25 protein-coding genes are annotated in these 26,700 nt (G+C 69.8%); 8 read left to right on the top strand and 17 right to left on the bottom strand.

The features are described 5' to 3' along the window. Nucleotides 1-124 precede the first annotated feature (124 nt). Nucleotides 125-1,180 (top strand): type 1 glutamine amidotransferase domain-containing protein, encoded by a 1,056-nt coding sequence (locus VGN58_RS15615; RefSeq protein WP_327484098.1) that lies wholly within the window; start codon nt 125-127, stop codon nt 1,178-1,180. A gap of 7 nt (nt 1,181-1,187) precedes the next feature. Here the strand turns inward: VGN58_RS15615 and VGN58_RS15610 are convergent, their stop codons facing one another. The 10 genes from VGN58_RS15610 to VGN58_RS15565 all read right to left on the bottom strand — a co-directional run bounded on the left by VGN58_RS15610 (nt 1,188) and on the right by VGN58_RS15565 (nt 11,495). After that, on the bottom strand, nt 1,188-1,859 hold the full coding sequence (locus VGN58_RS15610) for a DUF4124 domain-containing protein (RefSeq protein ID WP_327484097.1): 672 nt from the start codon (nt 1,857-1,859) through the stop codon (nt 1,188-1,190). Then, nucleotides 1,856-2,587, bottom strand: a complete 732-nt coding sequence (locus VGN58_RS15605; protein ID WP_327484096.1) for a DUF4124 domain-containing protein — start codon at nt 2,585-2,587, stop codon at nt 1,856-1,858. The genes VGN58_RS15610 and VGN58_RS15605 overlap by 4 nt, the downstream gene beginning before the upstream one ends. Before the next feature lie 60 nt (nt 2,588-2,647). After that, nucleotides 2,648-3,211 carry an L-threonylcarbamoyladenylate synthase gene (locus VGN58_RS15600; RefSeq protein ID WP_327484095.1) on the bottom strand — a complete coding sequence of 188 codons (564 nt, stop codon included), beginning with the start codon at nt 3,209-3,211 and terminating at the stop codon, nt 2,648-2,650. A 22-nt stretch (nt 3,212-3,233) separates the two neighbouring features. Continuing rightward, the gene (locus tag VGN58_RS15595) at nt 3,234-5,741 is read right to left on the bottom strand and encodes a DNA topoisomerase I (protein ID WP_327484094.1); all 2,508 of its coding nucleotides are present in this window, start codon (nt 5,739-5,741) and stop codon (nt 3,234-3,236) included. A gap of 204 nt (nt 5,742-5,945) precedes the next feature. After that, entirely contained in the window at nt 5,946-6,938 is a 993-nt protein-coding gene (locus VGN58_RS15590; protein ID WP_327484093.1) for an RDD family protein, read from the bottom strand. Beyond that, on the bottom strand, nt 6,935-7,825 hold the full coding sequence (locus VGN58_RS15585; RefSeq protein WP_327484092.1) for an RDD family protein: 891 nt from the start codon (nt 7,823-7,825) through the stop codon (nt 6,935-6,937). Before VGN58_RS15585 ends, VGN58_RS15590 begins: the two co-directional genes overlap by 4 nt. A gap of 51 nt (nt 7,826-7,876) precedes the next feature. Beyond that, nucleotides 7,877-8,617 carry a GYF domain-containing protein gene (locus VGN58_RS15580; protein ID WP_327484091.1) on the bottom strand — a complete coding sequence of 247 codons (741 nt, stop codon included), beginning with the start codon at nt 8,615-8,617 and terminating at the stop codon, nt 7,877-7,879. Between the two features lie 26 nt (nt 8,618-8,643). Then, nucleotides 8,644-9,117, bottom strand: coding sequence for a DUF494 family protein (locus VGN58_RS15575; RefSeq protein WP_055937630.1), 474 nt, complete (start codon nt 9,115-9,117; stop codon nt 8,644-8,646). Further along, the gene (gene dprA / locus VGN58_RS15570) at nt 9,114-10,292 is read right to left on the bottom strand and encodes a DNA-processing protein DprA (protein ID WP_327484090.1); all 1,179 of its coding nucleotides are present in this window, start codon (nt 10,290-10,292) and stop codon (nt 9,114-9,116) included. The genes VGN58_RS15575 and dprA overlap by 4 nt, the downstream gene beginning before the upstream one ends. Nucleotides 10,293-10,370: 78 nt before the next feature. Beyond that, nucleotides 10,371-11,495, bottom strand: a complete 1,125-nt coding sequence (locus tag VGN58_RS15565) for a LysM peptidoglycan-binding domain-containing protein (protein ID WP_327484089.1) — start codon at nt 11,493-11,495, stop codon at nt 10,371-10,373. Between the two features lie 132 nt (nt 11,496-11,627). Here VGN58_RS15565 and def point away from each other — a divergent pair, with 132 nt between their 5' ends. The 5 genes from def to VGN58_RS15540 all read left to right on the top strand — a co-directional run bounded on the left by def (nt 11,628) and on the right by VGN58_RS15540 (nt 17,059). Next, on the top strand, nt 11,628-12,140 hold the full coding sequence (gene def / locus VGN58_RS15560) for a peptide deformylase (protein WP_327484088.1): 513 nt from the start codon (nt 11,628-11,630) through the stop codon (nt 12,138-12,140). A gap of 75 nt (nt 12,141-12,215) precedes the next feature. Next, nucleotides 12,216-13,136, top strand: a complete 921-nt coding sequence (fmt, locus tag VGN58_RS15555; RefSeq protein WP_327484087.1) for a methionyl-tRNA formyltransferase — start codon at nt 12,216-12,218, stop codon at nt 13,134-13,136. After that, the gene (gene rsmB / locus VGN58_RS15550; protein ID WP_327484086.1) at nt 13,133-14,428 is read left to right on the top strand and encodes a 16S rRNA (cytosine(967)-C(5))-methyltransferase RsmB; all 1,296 of its coding nucleotides are present in this window, start codon (nt 13,133-13,135) and stop codon (nt 14,426-14,428) included. The genes fmt and rsmB overlap by 4 nt, the downstream gene beginning before the upstream one ends. Before the next feature lie 215 nt (nt 14,429-14,643). Then, nucleotides 14,644-15,894 (top strand): O-antigen ligase family protein, encoded by a 1,251-nt coding sequence (locus VGN58_RS15545; protein ID WP_327484085.1) that lies wholly within the window; start codon nt 14,644-14,646, stop codon nt 15,892-15,894. 100 nt (nt 15,895-15,994) lie between these two features. Further along, the gene (locus tag VGN58_RS15540) at nt 15,995-17,059 is read left to right on the top strand and encodes a glycosyltransferase (RefSeq protein ID WP_327484084.1); all 1,065 of its coding nucleotides are present in this window, start codon (nt 15,995-15,997) and stop codon (nt 17,057-17,059) included. Nucleotides 17,060-17,097: 38 nt separating this feature from the next. Here VGN58_RS15540 and asnB read toward each other — a convergent pair whose 3' ends face one another. Continuing rightward, nucleotides 17,098-19,023 (bottom strand): asparagine synthase (glutamine-hydrolyzing), encoded by a 1,926-nt coding sequence (asnB, locus tag VGN58_RS15535; RefSeq protein ID WP_327484083.1) that lies wholly within the window; start codon nt 19,021-19,023, stop codon nt 17,098-17,100. A gap of 6 nt (nt 19,024-19,029) precedes the next feature. Next, a complete protein-coding gene (locus VGN58_RS15530; protein ID WP_327484082.1) occupies nt 19,030-19,824 on the bottom strand; it encodes a glycosyltransferase family 2 protein in 795 nt (264 codons plus the stop codon). Nucleotides 19,825-19,828: 4 nt separating this feature from the next. Between VGN58_RS15530 and VGN58_RS15525 the strand changes: the two genes are divergently transcribed. Beyond that, complete coding sequence (locus VGN58_RS15525) at nt 19,829-20,890, top strand: CDP-glycerol glycerophosphotransferase family protein (protein ID WP_327484081.1); 1,062 nt, start codon at nt 19,829-19,831, stop codon at nt 20,888-20,890. A 79-nt stretch (nt 20,891-20,969) separates the two neighbouring features. Next, entirely contained in the window at nt 20,970-21,800 is an 831-nt protein-coding gene (locus tag VGN58_RS15520) for a glycosyltransferase family 2 protein (protein WP_327484080.1), read from the top strand. A gap of 9 nt (nt 21,801-21,809) precedes the next feature. On the opposite strand, the gene VGN58_RS15515 is transcribed toward VGN58_RS15520, so the two are convergent. The 5 genes from VGN58_RS15515 to VGN58_RS15495 form a co-directional block, all read right to left on the bottom strand. Then, entirely contained in the window at nt 21,810-22,847 is a 1,038-nt protein-coding gene (locus tag VGN58_RS15515) for a glycosyltransferase family 9 protein (protein ID WP_327484079.1), read from the bottom strand. 5 nt (nt 22,848-22,852) lie between these two features. Continuing rightward, nucleotides 22,853-23,608 (bottom strand): glycosyltransferase family 2 protein, encoded by a 756-nt coding sequence (locus tag VGN58_RS15510; protein WP_327484078.1) that lies wholly within the window; start codon nt 23,606-23,608, stop codon nt 22,853-22,855. Nucleotides 23,609-23,634: 26 nt separating this feature from the next. After that, nucleotides 23,635-25,167: a PH domain-containing protein gene (locus VGN58_RS15505; protein WP_327484077.1), complete on the bottom strand. Its 1,533-nt coding sequence runs from the start codon at nt 25,165-25,167 to the stop codon at nt 23,635-23,637. Beyond that, entirely contained in the window at nt 25,167-25,673 is a 507-nt protein-coding gene (locus VGN58_RS15500) for a PH domain-containing protein (RefSeq protein ID WP_327484076.1), read from the bottom strand. Before VGN58_RS15500 ends, VGN58_RS15505 begins: the two co-directional genes overlap by 1 nt. A gap of 76 nt (nt 25,674-25,749) precedes the next feature. Next, on the bottom strand, nt 25,750-26,649 hold the full coding sequence (locus VGN58_RS15495; RefSeq protein WP_327484075.1) for a lauroyl acyltransferase: 900 nt from the start codon (nt 26,647-26,649) through the stop codon (nt 25,750-25,752). Between the last annotated feature and the right edge of the window lie 51 nt (nt 26,650-26,700).

Here is a 26,700-nt window from a genome sequence, read left to right as displayed (position 1 = left end):
TCCGGCGCGGGTCCCGCACGGGTGTCCGCAATCCCGATACGCGACGGCACCTGCTTGGCGCGATTGAAGTTCGTTTTACATGCCGTGCGTAGCGTGCGGGTATCGACGGACGATGGGTGCGGACATGAAACGATGGATCACGTGCGGCCTGCTGGCCTGCGCAGCGAGTGTGTTGCTGGCCTGCGTGGGCGGCTTCTTCTACGTGCAGACGCTGGACCTGGACAGTCAGCCATTGCCGGCCCCGACCAGCACGGTGGCGGATCTGGCGCTCATGCAGCGGGCGGTACCGCCGACGCGTGGACGTGTCCTGGCGGTGGTCACCAGCACGGCGCAGTTTCCCGGCGGCGACAAGAAGGCGGGTTTCGAGCTGAGCGAACTGGCGCGCGCGTACTACGTGCTGCAGGCCAACGGCTACGAGGTGGACATCGCCAGTCCCCAGGGCGGATCGCCGCCGATGCGGTTGGACGGCGAAGATGCGGTCGCCGCGGATTACGCGTTCCTCAACGATGCGGCGGCACGACGGAAGCTCGACGGCAGCCTGCCGCTGCGCGAGGTGGATGCCACGCGCTACGCGGCGGTGTACCTGGTCGGCGGCAAGGGCACGATGTTCGACTTCCCCGACGATCCCGACCTGCAGCGCATCGTGCGCATCGTCTACCAGCGCGGCGGCGTGATCGGTGCGGTGTGCCATGGCCCTGCCGGCTTGCTCGAGGTGATGCGGGACGACGGCACGCCGCTGCTGCGCGGGCGCCGCGTGACCGGCTTCAGCAATGCCGAGGAGCTGTTCCTGATCAAGGACGCGCGCGTGCGCTTCCCGTACCTGCTGCAGGACCGCATGGTCGAGAAGGGCGCCCAGTTTGTCGAAGGCCCGATGTATCTCGACAACACCGTGGTCGATGGCCGGCTGGTGACCGGGCAGAACCCGTGGTCGACGTGGTCCACCGCCGAGGCGATGGTGCGCGCGCTGGGCCATGCGCCCGTCGCGCGCGCGCCGGGACGCGATGAACTCGCCGTACAGGTGCTGGCGGTCTACCACCGCGAAGGCATGGAGGCCGCGCGCGCGGCCCGCGCCGCATTGCCCGAGGCGGACAAGCGCCTGCTGCTGATGCATGCGCTGGTGGCGGGCATGCAGGGGCGGCTGGGCGAGGCGTGGCAGCTGCAGGCGCTGGCGCGCGGGTGAGCGCGGCTTACGGGCCGCAGGTGCTCTCGGCGACGATGCGCGCCACGCGCTCGAAGTCGGCGCGGTTCTTGTCGGCGTTCTCGGGGCGTGCGAAGCGGGCGGCCACTTCGGTTTCGTCGCGGCGCTTCTGCCATGCATCGCAGAGCGCGCCATCGGGCACGCGGGCGCAGGTGTCGCGGACCACTTCGCAGGCCTGGCCGGCGCCGGACTGCGGGTTGCCGTCCAGGCCGACGGTGCGCAGCGTCACGCAGCGCGAGGCGGGAATCGGATCCTCGGTGACGTAGCTGTCCCTGTCGTAGGTGGTGCACTGGAACATCACCGGTGGCGGCAGGCGGCGCGCATCCGGCGTGGGCGGGGCGGTGGCAGCCGCTGCCGGCGCCGGCGAGGTTGGTGTCGGTGCCGCCGCGGGCGTTGCCTGCGCTGGGGCAGCGGGCGTCATGGTGGGCGCCGCCGTACCGGCCTGGCCCGGCGCCATCGGCACGGTGTTGATGCCCTGCATGGTGCGCTGTTCCTGCTTCATGCCCTTGGGGCACGGCGCGTTCTGCAGGGTCAGCGCGCCGCTGGCATCGGTGCATCGGTAGATGACGACTTCCGCATGGGCAGCGGAGATGACGGCCTGCCAGGACAGGCCGAGCATCGACAGCAATGCGAGGGAACGTACGGCGGGTTTCATGCTCATCTGCAATCGTTGGCCAGGCGCGCATCGATACCGCGCTGTTCCAAGTCTAGCGTGCGGCGGTCGCTGGGCAGCGCGGCGCCGTAGCGGCGCAGGATCTCGTAGCGGCGATCGGACAGGCGTGCGCACACTTCTTCCTGCGGCAGCGGATGGCAGGTGTCACGCACCCAGCCGCCGCCGGGCACGAACACCGGGCCGGGACGCGGCCCCGGATGATGGCCGCCGCCCGGAGGTCGCGGGCGTGAGCGATCGCCGCTCTCGAAGGAGAGGTGGCCGTTGCCGATCGACACGCTGCCCGAGACGCTGCCGCCGCTGCGCGGCCATGCCGGATACGTCGAATAGCCGATGCCGTACGGCACCCAGCGCGGATTGCCGTCGCCGTTGTCGCTGGTGTAGACCTGTCCTTCCGGCGTGGTGCATTCGTACATCGGCTTGGGCGGCGTGAGGTACACCACGCGCGTGGGCGCAGAAGGTGGCGCGGCAACGGCCGGCGCCACGGATGGCGGCACCACGGGCTGCACGCGCGGAGGATCCTGGGGGCGCTGCATCGCCCGCACTTCCTGCTTCTCGCCCTTCAGGCAAGGGGAATCGCGCAGGGCGACGGTGCCGTTGGCGGCGACGCAGCGGTAGATGGTGACCGGCGTGGCCGTGGTGGCGGCCGACTGCGCGCGCGTGGCCGAGGGCGAAGCCGTCAGCAGGGCAAGCAGCAGGGGCAGGAGGGCGCGGGGCATGTCCCCATGGTGCGCGCCGGGACGGGCGATGGAAAGGCGACGGCGCGGCCCGTATGGCGGTCAGTCACGCAGCGACTGGCCGGTCAGGGCGTCGCGGATCGCGGTGGGACGGTCCAAGCCGCCGGTGGCGCCCGGCACCACGGCGTCGACGCGCGCCAGCAGGGCGGGGTCCAGCGCGGCCTGTTCGCTGACCGCCGGTTCGCCGCTGAGGTTGGCGCTGGTCGATACCAGGGCGCCGCCATAGGCCTGGCACAGGCCCACCACGACCGGGTGCTGGCTCACCCGGACGGCGATGCCGCGGTGTGCGCCGGTGATCCAGCGCGGCGCCTGCGCAGTGGCGGGCATGACCCAGGTATGCGGGCCGGGCCAGCTGGACAGCACCTCCGTCAGCCGTGCGGTGGGCACGGCCGCCACATCGATCAGCGGCTTGAGCTGCTCCAGGGTGGCGGCGATCAGGATCAGGCCCTTCTCGACCGGCCGCTGCTTGATAGCCAGCAGCCGGTGCACCGCGCCTTCATCGAACGGATCGCAGCCCAGCCCCCAGACGGCCTCGGTGGGGTAGGCGACGATGCCGCCGCTGCGGATGGTCTCGGCGGCTTCCTCGATGGTCCGTTCGATCGGCATGGCCCGGGTCCTTCCAGCGGGGTCAGAACGGGGCGTCGTCGCCGGCCGTGGCGGTGGCGGTCTTCTTCACCGTGGTCTTCTTTGCGACCGCCTTCTTGGTCGCGGTTTTCGTCGCGGTCTTCTTGGTGGCCTTCTTGGCGGCCTTCTTCGCCGGCGCCTTCTTGGCGGCGGCCTGCTTCGGCGCGGCTTCCTTCTTCACCGCCGCCTTCTTGGCCGGCGCCTTCTTGCCGAAGCCCTTGCGCACCGGCTTGCCGGTTTCCTCCAGCAGCTTGGTCACTTCGTCGAAGGTCAGCGAGGCGGGCTCGCGATCCTTGGGGATCTTGCCGTTGAGCTTGCCATCGCTGATGTACGGGCCGAAGCGGCCGTTCAGCACCTGGATGTCGCTGCCGTCGAATTCCTTGATGATGCGGTTGCGCGCGATCTCTTCCTTCTCTTCGATCAGGAACACCGCACGCGCCAGGTCGATCGTGTACGGATCGTCTTCCTTCTTCAGCGACGCGTACACGCTGCCGCGCTTGGCGAACGGGCCGAACCGGCCGATGCCGACGCTGACCTCCTCGCCCTTGTCCTGGCCCAGCTTGCGCGGCAGCTTGAACAGCTCCAGCGCGTCTTCCAGGGTGATGGTGTGCATGGACTGGCCGGGGCGCAGCGAGGCGAACTCCAGCTTCTCGTCCGTGTCCTTGTCGCCGATCTGCGCATACGGTCCGTAACGGCCCAGGCGCACGCTGACCGGCTTGCCGGACTTGGCGTCGGTGCCGAGCTCGCGCGCGCCGGTGGCTTCGCTGCGGTCGACCGTCTCGGCCTTCTCATCCACCAGTTCCTTGAACGGGCCCCAGAACTTCTCCATCAGCGGCACCCACTCTTCCTCGCCGCGGGAGACGGCGTCGAGCTCGTCCTCCAGCTTGGCGGTGAAGTCGTAGTCGACGTACCGGGTGAAGTGGCCGGACAGGAACTTGGAGACCGCGCGGCCCACGTCGCTGGGCTTGAACGCGCGGCCTTCCATTTCCACGTACTTGCGGAAGATCAGCGTCTGGATGATCGAGGCGTAGGTGGAGGGACGGCCGATGCCGTATTCCTCCAGCGCCTTGACCAGCGCGGCTTCGGTGAAGCGCGGCGGCGGCTGAGTGAAATGCTGGTCGGCGTGGATGCGGTCCAGCGGCACCGAATCGCCGGGCTTCATCGGCGGCAGCTTGCGGCCTTCGTCGTCGTCCTCGGCGTTCTTCTGGTCCTTGCCTTCCTCGTACACGGCCAGGAAGCCGGGATCGACCACGGTGGTGCCGCTGGCGCGGAAGCTGTGCTGGCTGCCCGCGGCCAGGTCGACGCTGACGGTGTTGAGCGTGGCCGGCACCATCTGGCAGGCGACGGCGCGCTTCCAGATCAGGTCGTAGAGCTTGCGCTCGTCGTCGCTCAGGTACCTGGCCACCTGCGCCGGCGTGCGCAGTGCGCTGGTCGGGCGGACGGCTTCGTGCGCTTCCTGCGCGTTCTTGGACTTGGTGACGTAGACGTTGGGCTTGTCCGGCAGCGCCTGCACGCCGAAGTCGCGCGCGATGACGTCGCGGATCTCGGCCAGCGCATCCTGCGACAGGCTCACCGAGTCGGTACGCATATAGCTGATCAGGCCGACCGTGCCCTCGTCGCCGATGTTGACGCCTTCGTACAGCTTCTGCGCCACCTGCATGGTCTTGCGGGTGGTGAAGCCGAGCTTGCGCGAGGCTTCCTGCTGCAGCGTGGAGGTGGTGAACGGCGGCGCCGGGCGGCGCTTGCGTTCCTTGCTGGTCACGTCGGTGACGTGCAGCGCACCCTGCGCGGCCTGCTGGATGCGCAGGCGGGCGGCTTCGGCGGTGTCGCCGTCGGTGACGGTGAACTGCTCGAACTTCTGGCCGTCCAGCTTGGTGAGCTTGGCGGTGAAGGCCTGGCGCGGATGCGCGCACTCGGCCTCGATGCTCCAGTACTCGCGGGCGACGAAGGCTTCGATCTCCTCCTCGCGCTCGACGATCATGCGCAGCGCCGGCGACTGCACGCGGCCGGCGGACAGGCCGCGCTGGACCTTGCGCCACAGCACCGGCGACAGGTTGAAGCCGACCAGGTAGTCCAGCGCGCGGCGCGCCTGCTGCGCGTCGACCAGATCGCCGGCGATCTGGCGCGGCTGGGTCATGGCCTCCTTGATGGCGCGCGGCGTGATCTCGGTGAACACCACGCGGTGCAGCGGCTTGTCCTTCAGCAGGCCGCGCTCCTTCAGGATTTCCGCGATGTGCCAGCTGATCGCCTCGCCCTCGCGGTCCGGGTCGGTCGCCAGGAAGATGTCGTCGGCGCCCTTGGCGGCCTTGGCGATGGCATCGACGTGCTTCTCGTTCTTCTCGATCAGGTCGTAGCGCATCGCGAACCCGTTGGCCGGATCCACCGCTCCTTCCTTCGGCACCAGGTCCCGGACGTGGCCGTAGGACGCCAGGACGGTGAAGTCCTTGCCGAGGTATTTGTTGATCGTCTTGGCCTTGGCGGGCGACTCGACGATGAGCAGGTGCTTGGGCATGTCAGGGATTCAGGACTGGGGTGGGCCGTGCGGGGGCGGCTAGGGTGCCCCGGATGCGGGCGCCAGAGAAGCGGACGCCCGGGGCAGGAGCCCCGGGCGTTCAGTTTCCTATTTATAGTGGTGTCACGGCCGGGGCCGGGCTGTCAAGCCGGACCGGCGAGCCGGGCACTGGGGCGCGACCCCGGTCACGGCCCGACCGTGGGGTCAGCGGGCCATGGAAAGCAACGCGCCGAAGGCCAGCAGCAGGACGATCAGGCTGCCCACGATCAGCAGGCCGCCGAGGACCAGCACCACGACCGCCACCGTGCCCAGTTCGTCGCGCTGGCGTTCGGGATGGGAGGTGAAGGCCCACTTGTCGACCACCAGGGTGTCGCACATGAAATCGTGCAGGCCCTGCTTGCGGCCGGTGAAGGCGGCCATCAGCAGGCCGATGCACAACAGCAGGCTGCTGAGCATGTAGGCCCAGTAGCGCGCGAAGCCGCGCAGGAAACTGATCCGGTCGCCGTCGGTGCGGACCACCTTGATGCCGATGGCCAGCTTGCCGGGCGTCGCCAACAGGCCGGCACTGGAATGGAACCAGGCGAACACCAGGGCGCTCAACACCCAGGACATGACGGTCTCGCCTGGATTGAATTGGCTGCGTCCCAACAGGCTCCCGCTGAAGCTGCTTCCCCAGCCCAGCAGGCCACCGACGATCGTCACGATGATGGCGACCGGAATGCCGATGGCAAAGCCGTCGATGAGGCAGGCCGCCACCCGCTTCCAGAAGCCCGCGTAGACCACGTGTCCCTCACGCGCCGCGGGGGCATAGGCATGGGCGCCGATGTCCGCGTGCGGCGCGGCGTAGGGAGAGTCGCCGGTCGTGACCGTGGCGTGCGGACGCGCGATCGCCGCCGCTGCGGGTGCGTAGGTCGGCTCGCTTGCCGTGAACACGGCGCGACCCGTGAGCGGACGGGCCTCGTCGGCCATGGCCGTGACCGGTGCGTCGGTCGCCTCGGACACGTGCGGAGGCGGCGGCGTCATGTCCAGCCGCAACTCCGGCGCCACATTGATCAGCGAGGTCCACTCCTGCATGCCTTCGCGCCAGACCAGCGATGCCCGCGTGAGGGTGCCGTCGCGGAAGAGGTCGGCGACCCTGCCGGGGTCGACCGGGCCGTGGCGCTGCTGCTGCGCATCGACGTAGTACCACCCCGTCATGACAGGTCCTTCATCAGCATCAGGCCCATCACCGCGTAGATCGCGATGCTGCCGACGATCGCCAGGCCCGCCAGCGCGAGGATCACGATGGTCACCACGCCCAGCTCATCGCGCTGGCGTTCGGGATGGGCGGTGAACGCCCACTTGTCGACCACCAGCGTGTCGCACAGCATGTCGTGCAGCGCCTGCTTGCGCTCGGTCAGCGCCACCATCAGGCCCGAGATCAGCACGCCCAGGCCGCAGGTGACCATGGTGAAGACTAGGTAGGCCAGCGAGCGCAGGAAGCCGCGCCAGAAGCTCATCCGCTGGCCGTCGGTGCGCGTCACCTTGATGCCGACCGCCAGCTTGCCCAGGCTGGCCTGCAGCGAGGAGGACTGCATCCAGCCGAAGTACACGCAGGGCGCCAGGAACAGGATCGGATAGATCGCCAGCATCGAAGCCAGGCCGGCCCCGGTGGCGAACGGATTGTCGGAGCCTCCGGCGCCCATCACACCCACGCCGATCAGCATCAGCGGGATCATCAGGGCGTAGCTGATGATCGTGGTGACGATGCTGTCGATGAAGCTGGCAGCGAACCGCTTCCACAGGCCCGCATGCACCAGGTGGCCGGCGACGACGGGCTGGAACGACGCCAGGTCCGCCGTCGGCGGCGTGTACGGGGCGTCGGCCGCCGGCACGGCGACGTCCGCCGCCGGTGCCGCCAGCGTGTCGAGCGGCAGGTCGAGTTCGGCAGCCACCGCGCTCAGGGGCTGCCAGTCCTGCAGGCCCTCGCGCCACACCAGCGATGCGGGGCCCAGGCGCGCATGGCGCACGTGGCCTTCCAGTTCTTCGGCCGAGAACGGCCCGTGCCGCTGCCCGCTGGCATCGGCGTAGTACCACTGCGTCATTGCGTCATTCCCCGATGAAAAGCGTGGCCCGCGTCGCCACGCTGACGTTGTTCAGCCCCGGCAGTCCGGCGGCAGGTACCTGTCGTCGATCTCCGACGAGCAGTGCCACTCGCTGTTGTCGCTGCCCAGGTCCCACCACAGCTTGCGGCCGTCGATCTGCGCGTTGCCGGTGTTGGCGAACTCCAGCTCGAAGCCGCAGGTGCCGTCGTCGAAACCGCCGACCACGGCGCGCGCGACGTAGGGTCCCGCGTAGCTCTCCGGCGTGCCGATGGTGCCTTCGCCGTTGCTCGGGCAGCGGCCTTCCGCGTCCATGAACGCCTTGACCTCCATGCGCAGCGCGACGTGATCGGTAGCCGCCTGGGCCACCTTCGAGCGCAGCGTGTAGTCGTGGTAGGCCGGAAACGCGATCGCGGCGAGCACGCCGGCGATACCGATGCAGGGCACCACCATCACGGCGGCGACGATCAGCGCGATCCTGCCGCCGGACATGCGCGGCTTGGCGGCCGGCGTGGCGGGCGTGCGCAGCAGGCGGTCCTGCGGTGCGGCGGTTGCAGCGGAGGAGCTGGGAGCTGCGGGCGGCACCGGAGGCGGCGTGCCGGGCGTCTCGACAGGCGCGGGGTTCAGGCCGAGCTCGTCGGCGAAGTCGCTCAGCGGCTGCCAGTGCGGCAGGCCTTCGCGCCAGACCAGGCTGTCCAGCGCAACGCGTCCGAAACGGTAGTGGGTGACCAGTTCATCCGACGAGACCGGACCGTGCTGTTCACGGTTCCGGTCGGCGTAATACCAACCCGACATGCTTCCCCCTGAAGCGGATCAACGCCTCAGTGTACCGGCTCGGGCTCGTCGGCAAACATCTGGGTTTCCATCCATGCGTAGGCGGCTTCCGAGCCAGGCTGGTTGAACAGCACCATCAGCACGACCCATTTCAGGTCGTCCAGGTCCAGTTCGTCCTGGTCCAGCGCCATCGCCCGGTCCAGCACCAGTTCGCGCTGGTCGGCGTCGAGGACGCCATGCTGCTCCAGGAACAGCAGGAAGCCGCGGCAGTCGACGTCCAGCTTCTCCAGCTCCGGCCCGTGGAACACGCGGGTCGGGCCGCCGACGCGCGGCGTGGAGGCTGCAGGACGCTGGTCGGCCAGGGCATCCAGCCAATCGAAGGCCTTGCTGATCTCGGTGGGGCTGAAACCGGCCTGGATCAGGCCGTTCTGGAGAGAGTCGCGGTCGCGGACCGGGTCCGCATCTTCGGTGAAGTAGTGTTCGAACAGGTACAGCAGTACATCCAGGATGCTCTCTTTCATTGCCCCTCGGCCTGCGTCATCGACGCTGTGGAGGTGAAGAAACCGGTCTTTCTCTGGTATCGGCCGTGTTCCGCCGTTACTAAGCCATCCAGTTCCATGACCAGCAGCATGGAGGACAGTTCCGCGGCCGTCAATCCAGTCCGTGAGACGAGCTGATCCATACCTGTTGGGTCATGACCGAGCGCGTCCCACAAGCGCTGGTAGTCGGCGTCCAGGCGTGGCGGCGTCTCGCCCGGTCCTGCGATCACCCACGATTCAGTCTCGCCGAGCCGGGCGCGCAGGGCGTGGGCGAGGTCGGCGGCCAGGGTGGCCAGCGCTTCGACCACCTCGCAGGGTTCCTCCACCAGGGCAGCGCCCTCGCGGATCAGGCGGTGGCAGCCCCGTGCCTTGGGGTTATGGATGGAGCCGGGAACCGCGAACACCTCGCGCCCTGCATCGCCGGCCTGGCGGGCGGTGATCAGCGCGCCGGACTGTTCGGCCGCCTCGACGACCAGCGTGCCCAGCGCCAGTCCGGCAAGGATCCGGTTGCGGGCGGGAAAGTGGCTGCGCAGGGCGGCCGTCCCCGGCGGATGCTCGCTGACCACGGCGCCTTCGGCGGCCAGGCGGTCGCGCAGGCGGTCGTGCGCGGGAGGGTAGGCCAGGTCCGGACCGGTGCCGACCACGGCGACCGTGGTGCCGGCGCCGGCCGCCAGGGCCGCTTCATGCGCGGCGGCATCGATGCCGCGTGCCATGCCGCTGACCACGACGATGCCGGCCGACGCGAGGGACCGTGCGAAGAAGTGGGCGTTGTCGCGGCCGCCGCTGGTCGGGCTCCGGCTGCCGACGATGGCCACGGCGGGCCGCCAGAGCAGGTCGGGATTGCCGTCCACGAACAGGGCCAGCGGCGGGCTGGAGATCGTGCGCAGGGGCGCCGGGTAGTCGGCATCGTGCCAGCCGATCAGGTGGTGGCCCGGCATCGCCAGCCAGCGTCGGGTGCGCTCGAGCATGCCGTCGGAGTCCTCGCCCTGCAGGCGTGCGACCTGTGCGGCGTCCAGGCCTGCCGCGCGCCACAGGGCCGCACCGGCGGCCAGCGCACGATCCGGAGACCGGTGGCGTTCCAGCAGGCGGCGACGGGGCAGGACAGGGCCGCCGGCCAGCACCAGCCTGGCCAGCGCGATCAGATCGTCGTTGGGCATGCGGCCAGCGTAGGCCGCACGCGACGACGGCGCCCTAAGGCGCCGTCGCGGCAGTGCGTAGGAATTGCCTGACCCGGGTCAGTAGGTCGCGTCCGGATGCTTCAGTTCGTAGCCGACACGCGTGGCCTCCACGCTTTCCATCACCAGCGCATAGCTGACCTTGTCGAAGGTGCGGAACACCATCGCGTGGCTGGCGTATTCGTCGGGCAGGCTGACGCGCCCGGCGCCCGGCTTGGTCGACTCGCTGATGCGGGAGGACTCCGGGTGGGCCATGCGGTTGGCGGTGTGGCTGCCGTTGCGCCAGATCGAGAAGACCGTGCCGTTGTCCACGCCGTCCAGGCGGCCGCCGGAAATGGCGATCACGTCGCGCGTGCCGCCTGCGGTCAGGGCATCGGCCACGGCCAGCACGCGCAGCTTGCCGGCCGGGTCGGTGGCGGGCGGGTGCGGGAAGAAGTGCAGGTCGTAGGGCTGGGCATCGACCGGGATCAGGCGGTCGCCGACGCGCACCTCATGGCCGCCGATATCGGCCACCAGCGTGCTGACCTCGGTGCCTGGAACCACGCCGCGGGTGAACGTGGCGACATTGACCTTGACCAGTTCGTAGCCCAGGAAGGCGCCCTTGCCCGACTGCTCGACGATGTCCTTCCACTGGTCGATCTCGCCACGGATGGTCCGGCCCCGGAAGTCCAGGTCCTGCGCGCGCGGGTTGTCGGTGAACCTGGCGGTGGGGCGCACGACCAGGAAGCGCTGTCCGGCCTGCGCGCCATCCAGGCCGCTGACATAGATGTTGTGGCCGCCGGAACCACGCAGGCGGTCCTCGTCCAGGCCGGCGACATGCGGCAGCTGCTCGAAGCTGTCGACGACGCGACGGTCCTTCAGGTACGCCTCGATGTCGGACAGCGGGATCGCGTTGAGCGGCGCTTCCTGGCGCGGGCCGGGCTGTACCGCCACGCGGTCCAGGTAGGCCAGGCTGATGACGTCGCCCGGATAGATCAGGTGCGGGTTCTGGATCTGCGGATTGGCCTGCCAGATCTCGGGCCACAGCCACGGCTTCTTCAGGAAGCGCGCGGAAATGTCCCACAGCGTGTCGCCACGCTTGACCACATAGGTATCAGGATGGCTTCCCGCCATCTCGGCGGCAGCCGCATAGGTGCCCACGGTCAGCACCGCAACGGCGAAAACCGTACGAAAACATTTAAACATGGCGGTATCTACCTGATTCCCCGACAGGTGGTCAGCACTATAGTCCAGAAAACCCGGCGCAACGCAAGCGCCCGCGTTAGAATTCGTGAGGCCTTGCCGGATTCCACTGGCGCCCCCACTCCGAGACGTACCATGGCCCTGCTCCCCATCCTCGAATTCCCCGACCCGCGCCTGCGCACCAAGGCGGTGCCCGTCGATGCCGGCGATGTGACGACGCCCGCATTCCAGCGCCTGCTCGACGACATGTTCGAGACCATGTACGACGCGCCTGGCATCGGCTTGGCCGCCAGCCAGGTGGACGTGCACAAGCGCTTCATGGTCATCGACATCAGCGAAGAGAAGAACCAGCCGCAGGTCTTCATCAACCCCGAGCTGAGCGACAAGGTCGGCGAGCAGGTCTACCAGGAGGGTTGCCTGTCGGTGCCGGGCATCTTCGCCGACGTCACCCGCGCCGACGGGATCACCGTGCGTTTCCTCGACCGCCAGGGCCAGCCCCAGGAACTGCGTGCCGACGGCCTGCTGGCGGTGTGCATCCAGCACGAGATGGACCACCTGGACGGCAAGCTGTTCGTCGACTACCTGTCGCCGCTGAAGCGCGAGATGGTGCGCAAGAAGCTGGCCAAGCAGCGCAAGCACGTCGCCTGACGCTCGCGTATCGGGGAGCGGGCCGACTGCGGTGTCCCCGCCCCGTCCTCCCTCCTTTCCGGAAGTCGTCCCTCCATGAGAATCGTCTTCGCCGGCACGCCGGCGTTCGCCGTGCCCTGTCTTCGCGCCGCGCATGCCCATCATGAGGTCGTCGCGGTCTACACGCAGCCCGACCGTCCCGCCGGACGCGGGCGCGGACTGACGCCATCCCCGGTCAAGCTGGAGGCGATCCAGCGCGGCATCCCGGTCCTGCAGCCGCTGTCGCTGAAGAAGAAGTCCACCCAGGACGCGCTGCGCGAGATGCAGCCGGACGTGATGGTGGTGGTCGCTTACGGCCTGATCCTGCCGCAGGCGGTGCTCGATATTCCGCAGTACGGCTGCTGGAACGTGCACGCCTCGCTGCTGCCGCGCTGGCGCGGTGCCGCACCCATCCAGCGCGCCATCGAAGCGGGCGACGACGAAACCGGCGTCTGCCTGATGCAGATGGAGGCGGGTCTGGATACCGGGCCGGTGCTGTTGGCGCAGAGCCTGCCAATCGGGCCCGACGAGACCGGCGGCCAGTTGCACGACCGTCTCTCCGACCTGGGGGCGCAGGTGCTGCGCGATGCGCTGGGTCTGCTGCGCGCCGGCGTGAGGCTGCCTCCGCACCCGCAGCCGGAGGTGGGCGTCGAATACGCACACAAGCTGGACAAGGCGGAGGCGAAGCTGGACTGGACGCAGCCCGCCGAGGTGCTGGCGCGCAAGGTGCGCGCCTTCAATCCCTGGCCGGTCGCCGAAGCGCAGGTCGCTGGAGAGCGCCTCCTCATCCATGGCGCGGTGGCGGTGGAGCAGGCGCATGCGGCGGTGCCCGGCACGCTGCTGTCCGCCAGCCGCCAGGGCCTGGACGTCGCCTGCGGGTCGGGCGTGCTGCGCCTACGCGTGGTGCAGCGCGAAGGCGGCAAGGCGATCACCGCCGCCGACTACCTCAACGCGCGGCGCGACCTGGTGTCGCCGTGAGCCGCCAGGCCGGGGTCGCGGTGCGCGTCCTCGCGGCCCGCATCGTCGACGCCGTGATGCACGGAGGGCGCTCACTGAAGGCCGAACTGGCCGCGAACCTGCCTCGCATCGAGGATTCGCGCGATCGCGCGCTGCTGGAGGCGATCTGTTTTGCGGTACTGCGCTCGCGCGCCCGCAGTGAGGCCGCGCTGGCGACGTGGATGGCCAAACCGCTGCAACGTGCCGACAACGAGTTGCGGGCCCTGTTGCATGTGGGATTCGCGCAGGTGGTGGTGATGGGGTTGCCGGCGCATGCGGCGCTGTCGGCCACGGTCGAGGCGACGCGCGCGCTCGGACGTCCTCACCAGGACAAGCTGGTGAACGCACTGCTGAGGCGTGCACAGCGCGAGGGTCTGCCGACGGCGTCGGCCGATGCGCTGTGGCCGGCATGGTTGCGGAAACGGGTGCGCGAGGACTGGCCGGAGGACGCGGATGCGATCTTCGCCGCCAGCGAACGGGAAGCCCCGCTGTGGTTGCGGGTCAACCGGAGGCGTGGCGCCCGCGATGCCTATCGGCAACGGCTGCTGGATGCCGGCATCACGTCCGTCCCGGCCGACGGCCTGGCCGACGCGCTGGTCCTCGATGCGCCGGCGGCGGTCACCACGCTGCCCGGATTCGCCGCAGGCGACGTCTCCGTCCAGGACGGCGCGGCGCAGCGGGTCGCCTACCTGTTCCAGGATCTCCCGCCGGGCGCGCGCGTGCTCGACATGTGTGCCGCGCCCGGCGGCAAGACGGCGCATCTGCTCGAACGCGATCCTTCGCGGCAGATGCTCGCACTGGATGTCGACGAACGCCGCCTGCAACGCGTCCGCGAGACCCTGCAGCGTGTCGGCGTGGACGCTGCGCTGCGCGCCGCCGATGCGACCGACACCGACGCGTGGTGGGATGGTCAGCCTTTCGATGCCGTACTGCTGGACGCTCCGTGTTCCGCGACCGGCATCGTGCGCCGGCAACCCGATGTTTTGCTGCACCGGAGGCCGGAGGATCTGGTAGCGCTGACCGCACTGCAGGCGCGGCTGCTCGATGCGGCGTGGCAGGTGCTGCGTCCGGGCGGCCGGCTGGTTTACGGGACCTGCTCGCTGGTGCGCATGGAAAACGCGGTGCAACTCGACGCCTTTCTCGGACGACATCCTGACGTCACGCCCGAGATGTTGGGCGACGATTACGGACATCTCGATGGCGCAGGGCGACAGCGCCTCCCTGGCGAGCAGGGCATGGATGGATTCTTCTACGCGTGCATGCGCAAAACGTGAGTCGTGTTGCAGGACGCTCCAACGATCGCTGACCCGGGCGCCATGTCAGGCGAAACCGGAGCTGCGTGCGGCATACTTCACGTGTGGAGGCGGCAGTTCCAGTTCACGTTGCGTTGACGCGTGGTCCAGGAGATGGCGCAGACTTCCCCGGTGAAGGAAGTCCGTGGTCGCCGCCGTCCATGATCGAGCCGTTGCCACTCGCAGGATCCGAGGACATGCAGGGAAGACTTACACGCCGACAGGAGGTCGCGCGCGCGCTGGCGTGGTGCGCGGGCTTCAGCGCCAGCGCACTGCTGGTGGTGCCGAAGGGCCTGTCGGTGTTCGCGGTGTTGATGCTCGCGGCGTCGCTGGCCGCCTTGCCGGATGTATGGCGTGCGGATCGCCGTGCCCCGCGTGCGCTGTACGCGCTGCTGGTCGTCGCCCTGGTGGTGATCGCCGTCGTGGCCGCGTCCATGTGGGTGCGCGGCGCGCCGCTTTCGGTGCTCGACAATCCTTCCCGCATGCTGTTGCTGCCCTGGTGCGCCTGGCTCGTCTGGGCGACGGGCGTGCGCATGTCGGGCCTCTGGTACGGCGCGCTGCTGGGAGTGCTGATCGCCTGTGTGGTCTCGATCGTGCAGGCCTCGTGGGGTATCGAGCGGGTGGGCAGCGACGCCAATCCCATCGTCTTCGCCAATGCGGTGCTCGCCCTGCTGGTCGTGTCCGTGTTCTGCCGTCCCCGACCGGGCGGATGGCCAACCTGCCTACTGCTGGCCGCCATGATCGTGCTGGCCAATGTGGCCGTGATCCTGAGTGGCAGCCGCGGCGTGCTCCCCGGGCTGGCGCTGATCGTGCTGATGCTGCTGCTGGGCAGTGCCTCGCGTCACCGCTGGTGGCGACTGGGCGGCGCGCTCGCCGTGCTGGCGGTGCTGTTCACGGCGATGTGGACGGTGCCGTGGCTGTCCTCGCAGTTCCGGCTGGACGAGTTGCATGCCGACGTGTCCGGGCTGGCGCATGGGCAGGTCGACAAGCCCATCAGTGCACGCATCGCCTTGCTGTCGGTAGCGTGGGAGGCGTTCCGCGAGGCGCCGCTGACCGGTGCGGGCGTCGACGCGTTTGCGGCCCAGGTCGACGCCAGCGTCTATTGCCGAGGCGCCGAGCGGCATTTCTGCGGACTGGCCCATGCCCACAACGATGTCGCCCACTGGGGCGCGACCCTGGGCGTGCCGGGCCTCGCAGCGCTCGGCGCCGTGTACCTGGTGCCATTGCTGATCGCTGCGCGCCGCCTCCGCCAGACGCGCCCTGGGCTGCCGCTCGGGCCCGCCTGGACGGCCGCGCTGCTGGTCGTCGCGTATCTCGTATCCGGACTGACCCAATCGATGTTCGCGCATGCGCTCAGCACCAGCGCCTTTGTGGTGTTCGTCGGGCTGCTACTGGGCGGCACGCTGGTAGAGCCGGCAACGCCGGGCCGCCACGTCGATTCACATTAATAAACCCGAGTGAAACATGGCGGTATCGACGCCGGTTTCTCTCATACGTCAGTCAGAGACCGCTTCCTAGAATCCGCGCTCCCCCGCAAGACCTCTCCATATGCTGCGCGTGAACCTGATCGGCTGGGACAACGGCGTCGGTCTGAGCCGCGACCTGCGTCTCATCGAACACGTGCTGCGGGAAGCTGGTCTGCAGGTCCACCTGCAGCCGGCGCGCGGGCGCGGGAAGCTGCGGAAATGGCTCGGGCCGTGGCTGCAGCGCGCGCGCTTCGGTGCCCGCCGCCTGCTGAGGCGCCAGCGCTATCACCTGAACATCATGCTTGAGCACGTCAAGCCCGAGTATCTGCAGGCGGCCGAACGCAATGCCTTCATTCCCAACCCGGAATGGTGCCTGCCCAGTGATCTCCGACGCCTGCGCCACGTCGACGGGGTCATGACGAAGACCCACCATGCTGCCGCGATCTTCCAGCGACATCGTGGCAACGTGGCGCCGATCGGGTTCACCAGCAGCGACCGTTATCTGCCCGGGGTCGAGCGCACGCGCACCTTCCTGCACCTGGCCGGGCGCAGCAGCGCCAAGCGCACGCGGATGGTGCTGGAAACCTGGATGCGGCATCCCGAATGGCCGACATTGACCGTCGTGCAGCATCCGCGCATGGCGGAATTCCGGCCGCGGGCGGCGAACATCGTCCATCGCGTGGACTATCTCGACGACGCGGAACTGCGCGAGATCCAGAACGCCAACCTGTTCCACGTGTGTCCTTCGGAAACCGAGGGTTTCGGCCATTACATCGTCGAGGCGCTCAGTGTGGGCGCGATCGTGCTGACGACCGATGCCGAACCGATGAACGAACTGGTGACCCGCGAGCGGGGCATCCTGATGCCGCATGCGCGCACGGGAACGCAGCAATTGGCGGTGCGTTATCTGGTCGAGTCGGAAGCGCTGGAGACGGCCGTCGCCACGGCGCTTGCGCTGAGCGACGGGGAGTGTGCGCGACTGCGCGAGGAGGCCCGGCGTTTCTTCCTGGCCAACGATCTGGCCTTCCGGTCACGCCTCGTGGACGCGGTCCGCAGCCTGGCCGGTTCACCGGACAGTCGTGCCGCCCCCGAGCGCAAGGACGACTGGAGCACCGGCCCCGTGGACGTGCAGTCGGCGCAGGCCTGAGGCGACACCCCTGCGTGCCTCGGCCGGCGTCTGCACGGTCATGGATGCCGTGCCCGCGGCATGCCAGACCCCTGCCACGCGTCCCGCCACGCCTGGAACATCAGCACGCTCCACAGGTGGGTGTGCCACTTGCGCTGGCCCCTGAGGAAGTCCGACCAGACCGCGCGGATGGCGGCCGGATCGAAATGACCCTCCTCGCGTAGGCGACGCTGGTCCAGCTGCGCCTCGGCCCACTCCCGCAAGGGGCCGCGCAGCCAGTCGCCGACCGGGGCGCCGAAGCCGGATTTGCCGCGGTACACCAGCGGCTCGGGCAGATACCGCGACAGCAGCTTTTTCGGCAGGTACTTGAGCTCGCCCTCGCGGTACTTCATCGACAGCGGCAGCGACCAGGCGAATTCCACCACGCGCCAGTCCAGCAGCGGCGCGCGCGCTTCCAATGCGACGGCCATGCTGGCGCGATCGACCTTGGTGAGGATGTCTTCGGGCAGGTAACAGGCGAAGTCCATCGCCATCAACTGGTCGGCCGGCGTGCCGTGCCGGAGCAGCGCGGCGGGGTCGTCGTAGGCGGTGGCGCGCCGCTGCGCGCCATCGACGACGCGTTCCGGATGTCGCCAACGGCTGATGCGATGGCGCGCCACGTGCTGCAGGTCGCGCGTGGCGAGTTCGGCACGCAGCGCCGGCAGGCCACCCAGCCGCGCGCGTTCGCCGGGCTCGCCGGCCAGTCGCGCGAGGAGGCGTCGCGGCAGGCGTTCCAGGCGCGCATCGTTGCGCAGCGCGCGCAGGTAGCGGCCGTAGCCGAAGAACAGTTCGTCGCCGCCGTCGCCCGACAGCGCCACCGTGACGTGCTGCCGCGCCAACCGGCACAGCAGGGCGGTCGGCAGTTGCGAGGAATCGGCGAACGGCTCGTCGTAGATGCGTGCGATGGTGGGAACGAGATCCAGCGCCGCACGTCCGTCGGCCCGCAACTCGGTATGGTCGGTGCCCAGCTGGCGTGCCACGGCGGCGGCATGGGCGCTCTCGTCGTGCACGGCATTGTCGAAGCCGATCGAGAAACTGCGTACCGGACGGGTCGCCTGCGCCTGCATCAGCGCGGTGACCAGCGAGGAATCGGTGCCGCCGGACAGGAACGCGCCCAGGGGCACGTCCGCCTCCATGCGCAGCGCCACGGCATCGCGCAGCAGGCCGTCCAGCGCCTCCAGCGCCGATGCGTCGTCGCCATCGAATCCTTCGCGAATCGCCGCGTCCTGTCGTGCCCGCGCATCCCACCAGCGAAGCGCATCGGGCAGCGTGCGCGTCGCCACGTGCGCCCCGTCGAGTCGCACCAGCGCCCCTGCCGGCAGTTTGCGGATGCCTTTGAGGATGCAGTGCGGCGCCGGGATGTAATCCAGCCGCAGCAGCAGTGCCAGCGCATCCGGATCGGTCTCGGCCTGCAGCGACGGGCACGCGCGCAGCGCCGCCAGTTCGCTGCCGAACAGGAACGTGCCGTCGCCGGTCCAGCCGTAATGGAGCGGCTTCTTGCCCACGCGGTCGCGCGCCAGCCAGAGCGTTCGCGAGTGCCGGTCCCAGGCGGCCAGGGCGAGCATGCCGTTGCCTCGGGCCAGCGCCGCGTCGACACCCCACCGGGCGATCGCGGCGAGCAGGACTTCGGTGTCCGAGTGGCCGCGGAAGACCTGTCCTCCGGCAGCCAGCTCGCGGCGCAATTCGCCATGGTTGTAGATCTCGCCGTTGAAGGCGATCACCCAGCGTCCATCGTCCGACACCATCGGCTGATGGCCTTCCGGGCTCAGGTCGATGATCGACAACCGCCGGTGCGCGAGGACCAGGCCCGCGTCCGCGTCGACCCAGGTGCCGGCATCGTCGGGCCCGCGATGCGCGATGGCCGCGCCCATCGTCCTGCCCAGGCCATGCAGCGCGTGTTCGTCGTAGCGTCCGGAAGGCGCGATGGCGCCGGCGATGCCGCACATCGGGCGTCAGTCCTGCGGTGGCGTGGAGACGGGCAGGCCATGCTGCAGCATCCACAGCATGATCGCCTTCTGCCGGACGTAGTTCGCGCGCACGTAGGCGTAGACCAGTCCATGCCAGCCGTCGCGGAAGCCGCCGCGCAGCAGGTAGCCGCGCCAGAACCGCCAGGCGGGCGACAGCACCAGCGCGGTCAGCGTCGCGCGCCGCCCGCGCGCGAAGTCGTACTCGGCCATCATCCGCGCATAGCGCTGCGTCTTGGCCAACTGCTGTTCCAGCGAGCGGTAGGGGTAGTGGATCAGGTCGCCGGCCAAGGTCCGTACCGGGCCGTCCACCGACGCGGCCTCGTGTACCTCGCGCTTGCCGCGCCAACCGCCACGCCTCCGGTCGAACAGCCGCAGTACGCGGTCCGGGTACGCATTGCCGTGGCGCAGGAAACGGCCGAAATAGTCCGACAGCCGCGCGAACCGGAAGCCGGCCGCGTCGTCGAAGCCTGCCGCCTGCGCCGCCAGGATCGATGCCCGCAGCGTCTCGCCGATGCGCTCGTCCGCGTCCAGGCACAGCACCCAGTCGTGGCGGGCCTGTTCGACCGCGAACTGCTTCTGGCTGCGGAAGCCGTCGAACGGCCGCTGCAGCACGCGTGCGCCCGCTGCCTGCGCGATGGCGACCGTCGCATCGGTCGAATACGAGTCCACCACCACGATCTCGTCGCAGAACGCCAGCGACGCCACGCAATCCCCGATGCGGTCGGCCTCGTTGAACGCGATAATGCAGGCCGAGATCGCAGGCCGGTGGGTTGAGGACACGTCGATGGCGGAGTACCTGATGTTCGGGACGGAGCGCTATGCGCTGCCCATCTTGCAGCCGCTCGCCGATGCGCTGCAAGACGCCGGACATGGCGTACATGCCTGGCTGGTGGATGGCGCGCGCGGTGCGGCGCTGCGCGGCGACGTACGCACCGTCGCCGATGCGCGCGCGGCGGTCGCGCTGCGCCCGCAGGCGGTGTTCAGCGCCGCCAACTGGGTGCCGACCTTCGTGTCCGGCGCGAAAGTGCAGCTGTTCCACGGCTTCAACGTGGAAAAGCGCGACTCGGCACGCGGCCATTTCCGCGTGCGCGGCCTGTTCGACCTGTACTGCACCCAGGGGCCGGCGACGACCGCGCCGTTCGCGGCGCTGGCCGCGCGCGAGGGCCACTTCAAGGTGGTCGAGACCGGTTGGCCGAAGCTCGATCCGCTGTTCAGGGGCGCCGATCCCTTGGCCGACGCATGGCGGGCCGAAGCCCGTGGCCGCCCCGTCGTCATGTTCGCCTCCACCTTCACCGAACGGCTGAGCGCGGCGCCGCACCTGTTCGATGCGATCGCCGCCGAGGTCGAGCGGGGCGACCGGTTCTGGCTGCTGACCCTGCATCCGAAATGCCCGGAGGCATGGTTCGTCCGTTACCGTCGCCTGTGCGGACCGAACGCGGCGTTCGTCGATCCGGTCGATCTGGTCAGTGCGCAGCGCGCCGCCGACGTGCTGGTCGCCGACACCACGTCCGTGGTCAGCGAGTTCGTGGTGCAGCGCAAGCCGGTGGTGACGTTCCGGAACCGCGCGCCGAAGCCGCACATGCTGGAATTCGAGGCGCCCGAGGACTTGGGCGCGATGCTGCGGCAGGCGTTCGATCCGCCGGCGGCGTTGCGCGATGCGCTGGCGGCGTACGCCGACGATATCCATCCGCGTCGCGATGGACTGTCCTCGCGACGCGTGATCGCGGCGACCGACGCCCTGATCGACGGGCGACTCGGTCCGCTGCGGCGCAAGCCGGCGGGCAGCCTGCTGCGTGGCCTTCAGATCCGCCGCGAGCTGGGGTACTGGGGCCTGCCCGGCCGCTAGTGCGGTTGCATCGTCTTCCGGACGTCATCCATTGACGGCACAATCCCGTATGCGAACGCTGCGAAGGGGGCACGCCGCCATGAAGATCACCGTCATCGCCAGCACGTACAACGCCGAGGAATGGCTGGAGAAGGTGCTGCTGGGATATCGCTTCCAGACCTTCCGCGATTTCGAACTGATCGTCGCCGATGACGGCTCGCGCGATTCCACCCGCGCGCTGGTGGAGCGTTTCGCCGCCGACTACCCGGTCCCACTGCGGCACGTGTGGCACGAGGACGACGGCTATCGCCGGCAGGAGATCCTCAATGCCGCCATCCTGCAGGCGCGGCACGACTATCTCCTGTTCACCGACGGCGACTGCATTCCGCGCCGCGATTTCGTGCAGGTGCATGCGGAACAGGCCGAACCCGGACGCTTCCTGTCGGGCGGCTACTGCAAGCTCAGCATGAAGCTCAGCAAGGCGATCTCCGCCGACGACATCCGCGACGGCCGCTGCTTCGACCGCGACTGGCTGCGTGCACAGGATCGCCTGGGCCTGTCGAACACGCTGAAGCTGGGCGCGGGCAAGGCGAGTGGCCGATGGCTGGATGCGATCACCACCGCGCGGCCGACGTTCAACAACTGCAACTCGTCGGTCTGGAAGGCGGACCTGCTGGCGATCAACGGCTACGACGAGCGCATGAAGTACGGCGGCCCCGATCGCGAACTCGGCGAACGGCTGGAGAACAACGGGATCCGCGGCAAGCAGATCCGCCACCGCGCGGTGTGCGTGCACCTGGACCATGCACGCGGCTACAAGACGCGCGAATCGGTCGAGCGCAATCTGGCCATCCGCGCGCAGACCCGCGCCAAGCGCATCACCTGGACCCCGTACGGCATCGACAAGTCCGCCGGTACGCGGGCCGGCTGACGCCGCGCCTCAGTCGCGTGCGCGGTCCGGCAGCGCCGACCACGCGGCGATCACGTCGGCCGCGGGAATGTCGCGCACGCGACTGGCCTCGCCCCGCTCGCCACCCAGCACCGTGATCGTGCCGGGGCCGATCGGGCGCCATTTCGCGGGCGATGCCGCGCCGAACATCACCACCAGCGGACAGCCCAGCGCCGCGGCCGCATGCGCCGGACCGGTATCCACGGACACCAGGCTGTGCGCCTGTTCCAGCAACGCCAGCAGGCGCGGCACGGGCAGTTCGCGGGCGGCGTTGTGCAGGCGCGGGTCGCGACCGGCAGCGGCCGCGATCTCGTCCAGTACGCCGTGTTCGGCGGGCGATCCGCACAGCACGATGCGGGCCTGCGGCAGGCGTTGCCAGACCGCCGCCGCCAGCGCGGCCCACGCGGCGGGCGGCCAGTATTTGGGGTGCGACACGGTGGCGACATTGCCGCGCTTGTGGGTGCGCTTGTTGCCGGGCTGGAACAGGACACAGGTCCCTTCGAGCCCATGCCGCGCGCGCCAGTGCGCCAGGTCGGTGCGGTCCTGGTCGGTGACGCGCAGGCACGGGAAGCGGTAGGCCGACGGCTCGACCTGCGCGGTCGGGTAAGGATGGCGGGGGTCGCGCATGCCGATGCGCAACCAGCGGTCCGGCCACAGGCGGGTGGTGCCGTTCTCCTCGTCATCGTCCTTGCGCCGCTGCACGATGTCGTCCGGATGCAGGTCGCCACGATCCAGCAGCCGCAGCGTGGGCGCGTCCGTATCGCAGACGTATACCGGCCCCCGGCCGCGCTGTCGCAGCCAGCGCACGGCCTTCCACTGGCTCGGGCAGAGCAGGTAAGGCGTGTTGCGGCTGGTGACCAGCTGCACGTGCCCGACTTCCGGCATCGGCGCCAACAGCGGCGGCGTCCATGCGCCCGTGGTCAGCACGTCCACGCGCTGGCCATAGCGCGCGTGCAGCAGGCGGATCAACGGGGTCAGCATCACCATGTCGCCCAATGCGCCGCAGCGGACGATCAGCGGGCGTGCCATGCCGCTCACGGGGTCTTCCCCAGGGCATGCAGGTGGCGGTATTTGTCGATGACGGCGCGCGCATGGCTGGCGTGGAACCACCAGCCCTGGCGGCCGTCGCGCCATGCGCCACGCAGCAGGTACATCTTCAGCCAGTACGCGGCGGCGTGCGTCCAGGGACTCAGCGCGGAGCAGCGTTTGCCGTCGGCGTGCCGCTGCTCGGCCCACAGGCGGGCGTAGCGCGCATTCTTCGCACGGTGCGCGTCCAGCGTGCGTGCGGTGTTGTGCTCGATGACGATGTCGCAGTCCTTGACCCGCTTGCCGGCAAGATCGGGCTTTTCGTGCACGCGCATCGGCAGGTAGCGATGGTCGGGGCGGACCAGTCGCTCGGTCCGTTCGGATCCGCTGAGCATGCGGCCCAGGAACCAGTTGCAGCGCTTCAGTCGCCACACGTCGGCCTGTTCGACCTCGCCGCTGGCGAACAGCGCGCGCAGCCGCGCTTCGCTGCCCTCGGCCAGCCACTCGTCCGCATCCAGCAGCAGCAGCCACGGCTGCGTGGCGCGGCGGATGGCTTCGTTCTTCTGGCCGGCGAAGCCCAGCCAGTCCTGGTGTTCGACGCGCGCGCCATGCGACCGCGCCAGGGCCACGGTGCCGTCGTCGGAACCGCAGTCCAGCACCAGGATTTCGCGGCACACGTCCTGCACCGACGTCAGGCAACGACCCAGCCGGTCGGCTTCGTTCCTGGTGATGATCACGGCGGAGAGCGGAAGCGGAGCGGTCATGGCGCAGGCGGCGGCGTCGGCACCGGTCACCAGCGCAGGCGGCGTTGCGCCAGCGCGTGGGTCAGGCGTTCGTGGACGGCCACCGCTTCGGCCTCGGGGACGAAGCGCAGCGCCAGCGGCGCGGACAGGCCGCTGGCGCCGGCGGTGTCCAGCCACAGCGTCGCGGTGCGCAGCCGATGGTCCAGCGGCGAGCGCGACAGGCGGAGCGCCTGCAGTTTGTCGATTTCCGCGAAGCGCCAGTAGCGGGACCACCAGCCGCTGCGCACCGCCACCAGATGGTCGTCCAGCGTCCACCCCATGCGCTGCGCCTGCCGGCGCGCGGCGTACGCAGCCGCCATGATCCACGCCAGGCCGGGCAGCCAGACCCAGGCGCCGATATGCCAGGCCGCCAGCGCCGTCACCGGCAGCAGCCAGGCGAGCGACGGCAACCACAGCCGCCAGCGCGCGGATGCATGCACGCCCTGCCAGTCCTCGCGCGGCCACCGCACCTGCGGCAGCAGGTGGCCGATCAGTGTGTCGCAGGCTTCCGGCGTCGCCACGGGGGCGACCTCCTTCAGCGCGCGCGAATCCTGCTGTCCCGACTTCTCGGCCACCGCCGTGTCGATGCGCAGCGAGCGGCGCTTGAACAGTCGGTGCAGCACGCCTTCGTGCAGCGTCCACGCCTGGATGCGCCGGCGCGCGACGCTGGTGCGAAGCCGCGCGAAGAGGCCGCGCTCGACCATCAGCCGGCGCGGCTCCTCGGTCAGGCGGAAGCCGTGGAACTGCGAGAGCGCCAGCGCCACGGACAGCAGGCGCACCAGCGTCAGTGCGATGCCGACCAGCGCGATGCCCCCCGCGGCGCCACCCAGCCAGCCCAGGTGCAGGCCTTCCGCATAGCCGTACGCCTGCTTCGCCCCTTGGCGGAAGAACTGCTCGATCATGTTCTCGGGCAGGATCTGCCAGGCGGCGCCGAAGCCGGCGGCCACGACGATCATGCCGCGATTGGAGATCAGCCCCAGCCGCAGCACTTCGCCCGTCGACAGCGACAGCAGCGTGGTGCCGGCATCGCGCTCAGGCCTGTCCTGTCCCGCCACCGGGGCGGCGGCGTCGTGCGAGCGGTGCCGCACCAGGTCTTCCAGCGCCAGCGCCTCGCGCAGGCCGAGCACGCGCATCTCCGCCTCTGGCTTGGCGCCGCCGGCCGACTCCAGCTTCACTTCGGCCACGCCGAACACGCGATGCAGCAGCGACTGGTGCACCACCACGTTGTGGATGCGCGGGAACGGGATCTCGCGGCGCGACCGGTGCAGCAATCCTTCCCGTACCGTCAGGCCGTCGCGCCCGATCGTGTAGCGGTAGGTGAAGTACTGCAGGATGGCCAGCACCACCAGCACCACGATGCCGATGACCGGCGCGAGCGAGGCCCACAGATCGCCGTCGCCACTGCTCCTGCGGGCGCCGAACACCACCAGCGCGACCAGCGGGAAGATGAACTGCTTGAGCTGCTGCAGCAGCACGAACAGCCAGGACCACGGATGCAGGCGGCGCTCGTCCGGCGGCGCGCTCGGGAGGGCGTCGTCCATCACAGCGCGTCGTCGTGATCGACCTGCGTCGCCAGCCGCTCGCGCAGGCGCTCGGCATCGTCCGCGTCCAGCCCCGCCACCGACACCGCGGCCATCCGGGTGCCGGCGGTATGCACCACTAGCGTCGACAGTCCCGCGCCGCGCTCCAGCGGGCCGCGCTTGAGGTCCAGGTGCTGCACGCGGGAAATGGGCACGTGCGTTTCGCTCTGCCACCAGTTGCCGCGGCGCACGGCGAAACCGCGCTCGTCCAGCCGCCAGCGCGTGCGCCGGTGGCGCCGGACGGCGATCCACGCCCCGATGCCGGCCCCCGTCACCGCCGCCAGCGGCACCGCCAGCCACGGCGACACCACGTCGCTGGCGCGTGCGAGGAAGAACGCGGGAAAGCCCAGCGGGAACGCCAGCATCGCCCCGCCCAGGGCGGCCAGCCACGCGCCGCGGGTGGGCAGCGTCTGCCAGTCCGGCCGCAAGGCGTCGTCGGCCACGAGGGTCTGCGGTTTGTCACTCATGCGGCTGGCGCGTCCTTGATGGTGAAAGCGTGAGGGAAACGCGGTGGCCGCGTGCTGGCCGTCGTCCCCGTCGGCGTCAGCGGTAAGGCGTGTCCTCGCCGCTGCCCGCAGGCCGCAGCGTATAGCGTTTGTAGGTCCACTGGTACTGCGCAGGGTCGCGGCGCGCGATCCGTTCGACCGCGGCGTTGAGCGCGGTGACGGCCGTCACCGGATCCGCGTCGGCGATGGCCGGCGGCGCGGGCTCGACATGCAGCGCGAAGTCCGGCCCGGGCCCGATCCGTTCGCACCACGCGAACAGCACGATGGCGCCGGTGCGTTCGGCCAGCCGCGACACCAGCGTCATCGTTAGGGCCGGCTTGCCGAAGAACGGGGCGAATTCGCCATCGCCCGCCTTGGGTTGCTGGTCGGGCAGGATGCCGACCGATCCGCCTTCCTTCAGCACTTTCCACAACTGCCGCACCGCCGGGCCTTCGGCGCGCACCTGGCGGATGTTGTCGGCGCCGCGCACGCGCAGCAGGAAGGCGTCGCCGACCGGCGAGGCCGGCGGGCGGTAGACGATCGCCAGCGGACCGCGCGAAGCGAGCCACTGGTTGAGCAGTTCCCAGTTGCCGAAATGCGGCGCGGCGACGATCACGCCCTTGCCGCTGGCCAGCGCGGCGTCGTACAGGGCTTCGCCATGGCGCTCGCGCAGGTGGGCGAGATTCTCCGCGGGCGGGCGGGTCCAGAACCGGAGCGTTTCGAGCGCCTGCCGGGCGGTCGTCCGCAGGATGGCCTGGTGCAGGTCTTCCCGCTGGCCCGGCAGCAACTCGGGGTAGGCGATCTCGAGGTTGCGGCGCGTCACCCGGCTTTCGCGCGCGTCCGCCTTGCGCCAGGCCCACGCGATCAGGTCGCCGAGGGCGCGCAGCCAGGACCAGGGAAGGCGGCCGACCAGCGCGGCGGCGTGGTAGCCAAGGGCGGCGAGAGTGTCCGGTTTCATCCGTCGAGTGTAGCCAACCGGCGCGATGCTTCCCGCTGGCGCGACCTGCCG

This window comes from Pseudoxanthomonas sp. (assembly GCF_035999195.1).
Classification (GTDB): domain Bacteria; phylum Pseudomonadota; class Gammaproteobacteria; order Xanthomonadales; family Xanthomonadaceae; genus Pseudoxanthomonas_A.
This window is presented reverse-complemented; position numbering and strand designations above follow the sequence as displayed.

Excerpts from the sequence above, each read along its gene's own strand:
- fmt (WP_327484087.1), top strand. The coding sequence starts at position 12,216 with ATGAGAATCGTCTTCGCCGGCACGCCGGCGTTCGCCGTGCCCTGTCTT.
- VGN58_RS15610 (WP_327484097.1), bottom strand. The coding sequence starts at position 1,859 with ATGAGCATGAAACCCGCCGTACGTTCCCTCGCATTGCTGTCGATGCTC.
- VGN58_RS15520 (WP_327484080.1), top strand. The coding sequence starts at position 20,970 with ATGAAGATCACCGTCATCGCCAGCACGTACAACGCCGAGGAATGGCTG.
- VGN58_RS15500 (WP_327484076.1), bottom strand. The coding sequence starts at position 25,673 with ATGAGTGACAAACCGCAGACCCTCGTGGCCGACGACGCCTTGCGGCCG.
- VGN58_RS15525 (WP_327484081.1), top strand. The coding sequence starts at position 19,829 with ATGGCGGAGTACCTGATGTTCGGGACGGAGCGCTATGCGCTGCCCATC.
- asnB (WP_327484083.1), bottom strand. The coding sequence starts at position 19,023 with ATGTGCGGCATCGCCGGCGCCATCGCGCCTTCCGGACGCTACGACGAA.
- def (WP_327484088.1), top strand. The coding sequence starts at position 11,628 with ATGGCCCTGCTCCCCATCCTCGAATTCCCCGACCCGCGCCTGCGCACC.
- VGN58_RS15565 (WP_327484089.1), bottom strand. The coding sequence starts at position 11,495 with ATGTTTAAATGTTTTCGTACGGTTTTCGCCGTTGCGGTGCTGACCGTG.
- VGN58_RS15545 (WP_327484085.1), top strand. The coding sequence starts at position 14,644 with ATGCAGGGAAGACTTACACGCCGACAGGAGGTCGCGCGCGCGCTGGCG.
- VGN58_RS15515 (WP_327484079.1), bottom strand. The coding sequence starts at position 22,847 with ATGGCACGCCCGCTGATCGTCCGCTGCGGCGCATTGGGCGACATGGTG.
- VGN58_RS15595 (WP_327484094.1), bottom strand. The coding sequence starts at position 5,741 with ATGCCCAAGCACCTGCTCATCGTCGAGTCGCCCGCCAAGGCCAAGACG.
- VGN58_RS15585 (WP_327484092.1), bottom strand. The coding sequence starts at position 7,825 with ATGACGCAGTGGTACTACGCCGATGCCAGCGGGCAGCGGCACGGGCCG.
- VGN58_RS15590 (WP_327484093.1), bottom strand. The coding sequence starts at position 6,938 with ATGACGGGGTGGTACTACGTCGATGCGCAGCAGCAGCGCCACGGCCCG.
- VGN58_RS15495 (WP_327484075.1), bottom strand. The coding sequence starts at position 26,649 with ATGAAACCGGACACTCTCGCCGCCCTTGGCTACCACGCCGCCGCGCTG.
- VGN58_RS15505 (WP_327484077.1), bottom strand. The coding sequence starts at position 25,167 with ATGGACGACGCCCTCCCGAGCGCGCCGCCGGACGAGCGCCGCCTGCAT.
- VGN58_RS15540 (WP_327484084.1), top strand. The coding sequence starts at position 15,995 with ATGCTGCGCGTGAACCTGATCGGCTGGGACAACGGCGTCGGTCTGAGC.
- VGN58_RS15615 (WP_327484098.1), top strand. The coding sequence starts at position 125 with ATGAAACGATGGATCACGTGCGGCCTGCTGGCCTGCGCAGCGAGTGTG.
- VGN58_RS15575 (WP_055937630.1), bottom strand. The coding sequence starts at position 9,117 with ATGAAAGAGAGCATCCTGGATGTACTGCTGTACCTGTTCGAACACTAC.
- VGN58_RS15600 (WP_327484095.1), bottom strand. The coding sequence starts at position 3,211 with ATGCCGATCGAACGGACCATCGAGGAAGCCGCCGAGACCATCCGCAGC.
- VGN58_RS15580 (WP_327484091.1), bottom strand. The coding sequence starts at position 8,617 with ATGTCGGGTTGGTATTACGCCGACCGGAACCGTGAACAGCACGGTCCG.
- dprA (WP_327484090.1), bottom strand. The coding sequence starts at position 10,292 with ATGCCCAACGACGATCTGATCGCGCTGGCCAGGCTGGTGCTGGCCGGC.
- VGN58_RS15510 (WP_327484078.1), bottom strand. The coding sequence starts at position 23,608 with ATGACCGCTCCGCTTCCGCTCTCCGCCGTGATCATCACCAGGAACGAA.
- VGN58_RS15605 (WP_327484096.1), bottom strand. The coding sequence starts at position 2,587 with ATGCCCCGCGCCCTCCTGCCCCTGCTGCTTGCCCTGCTGACGGCTTCG.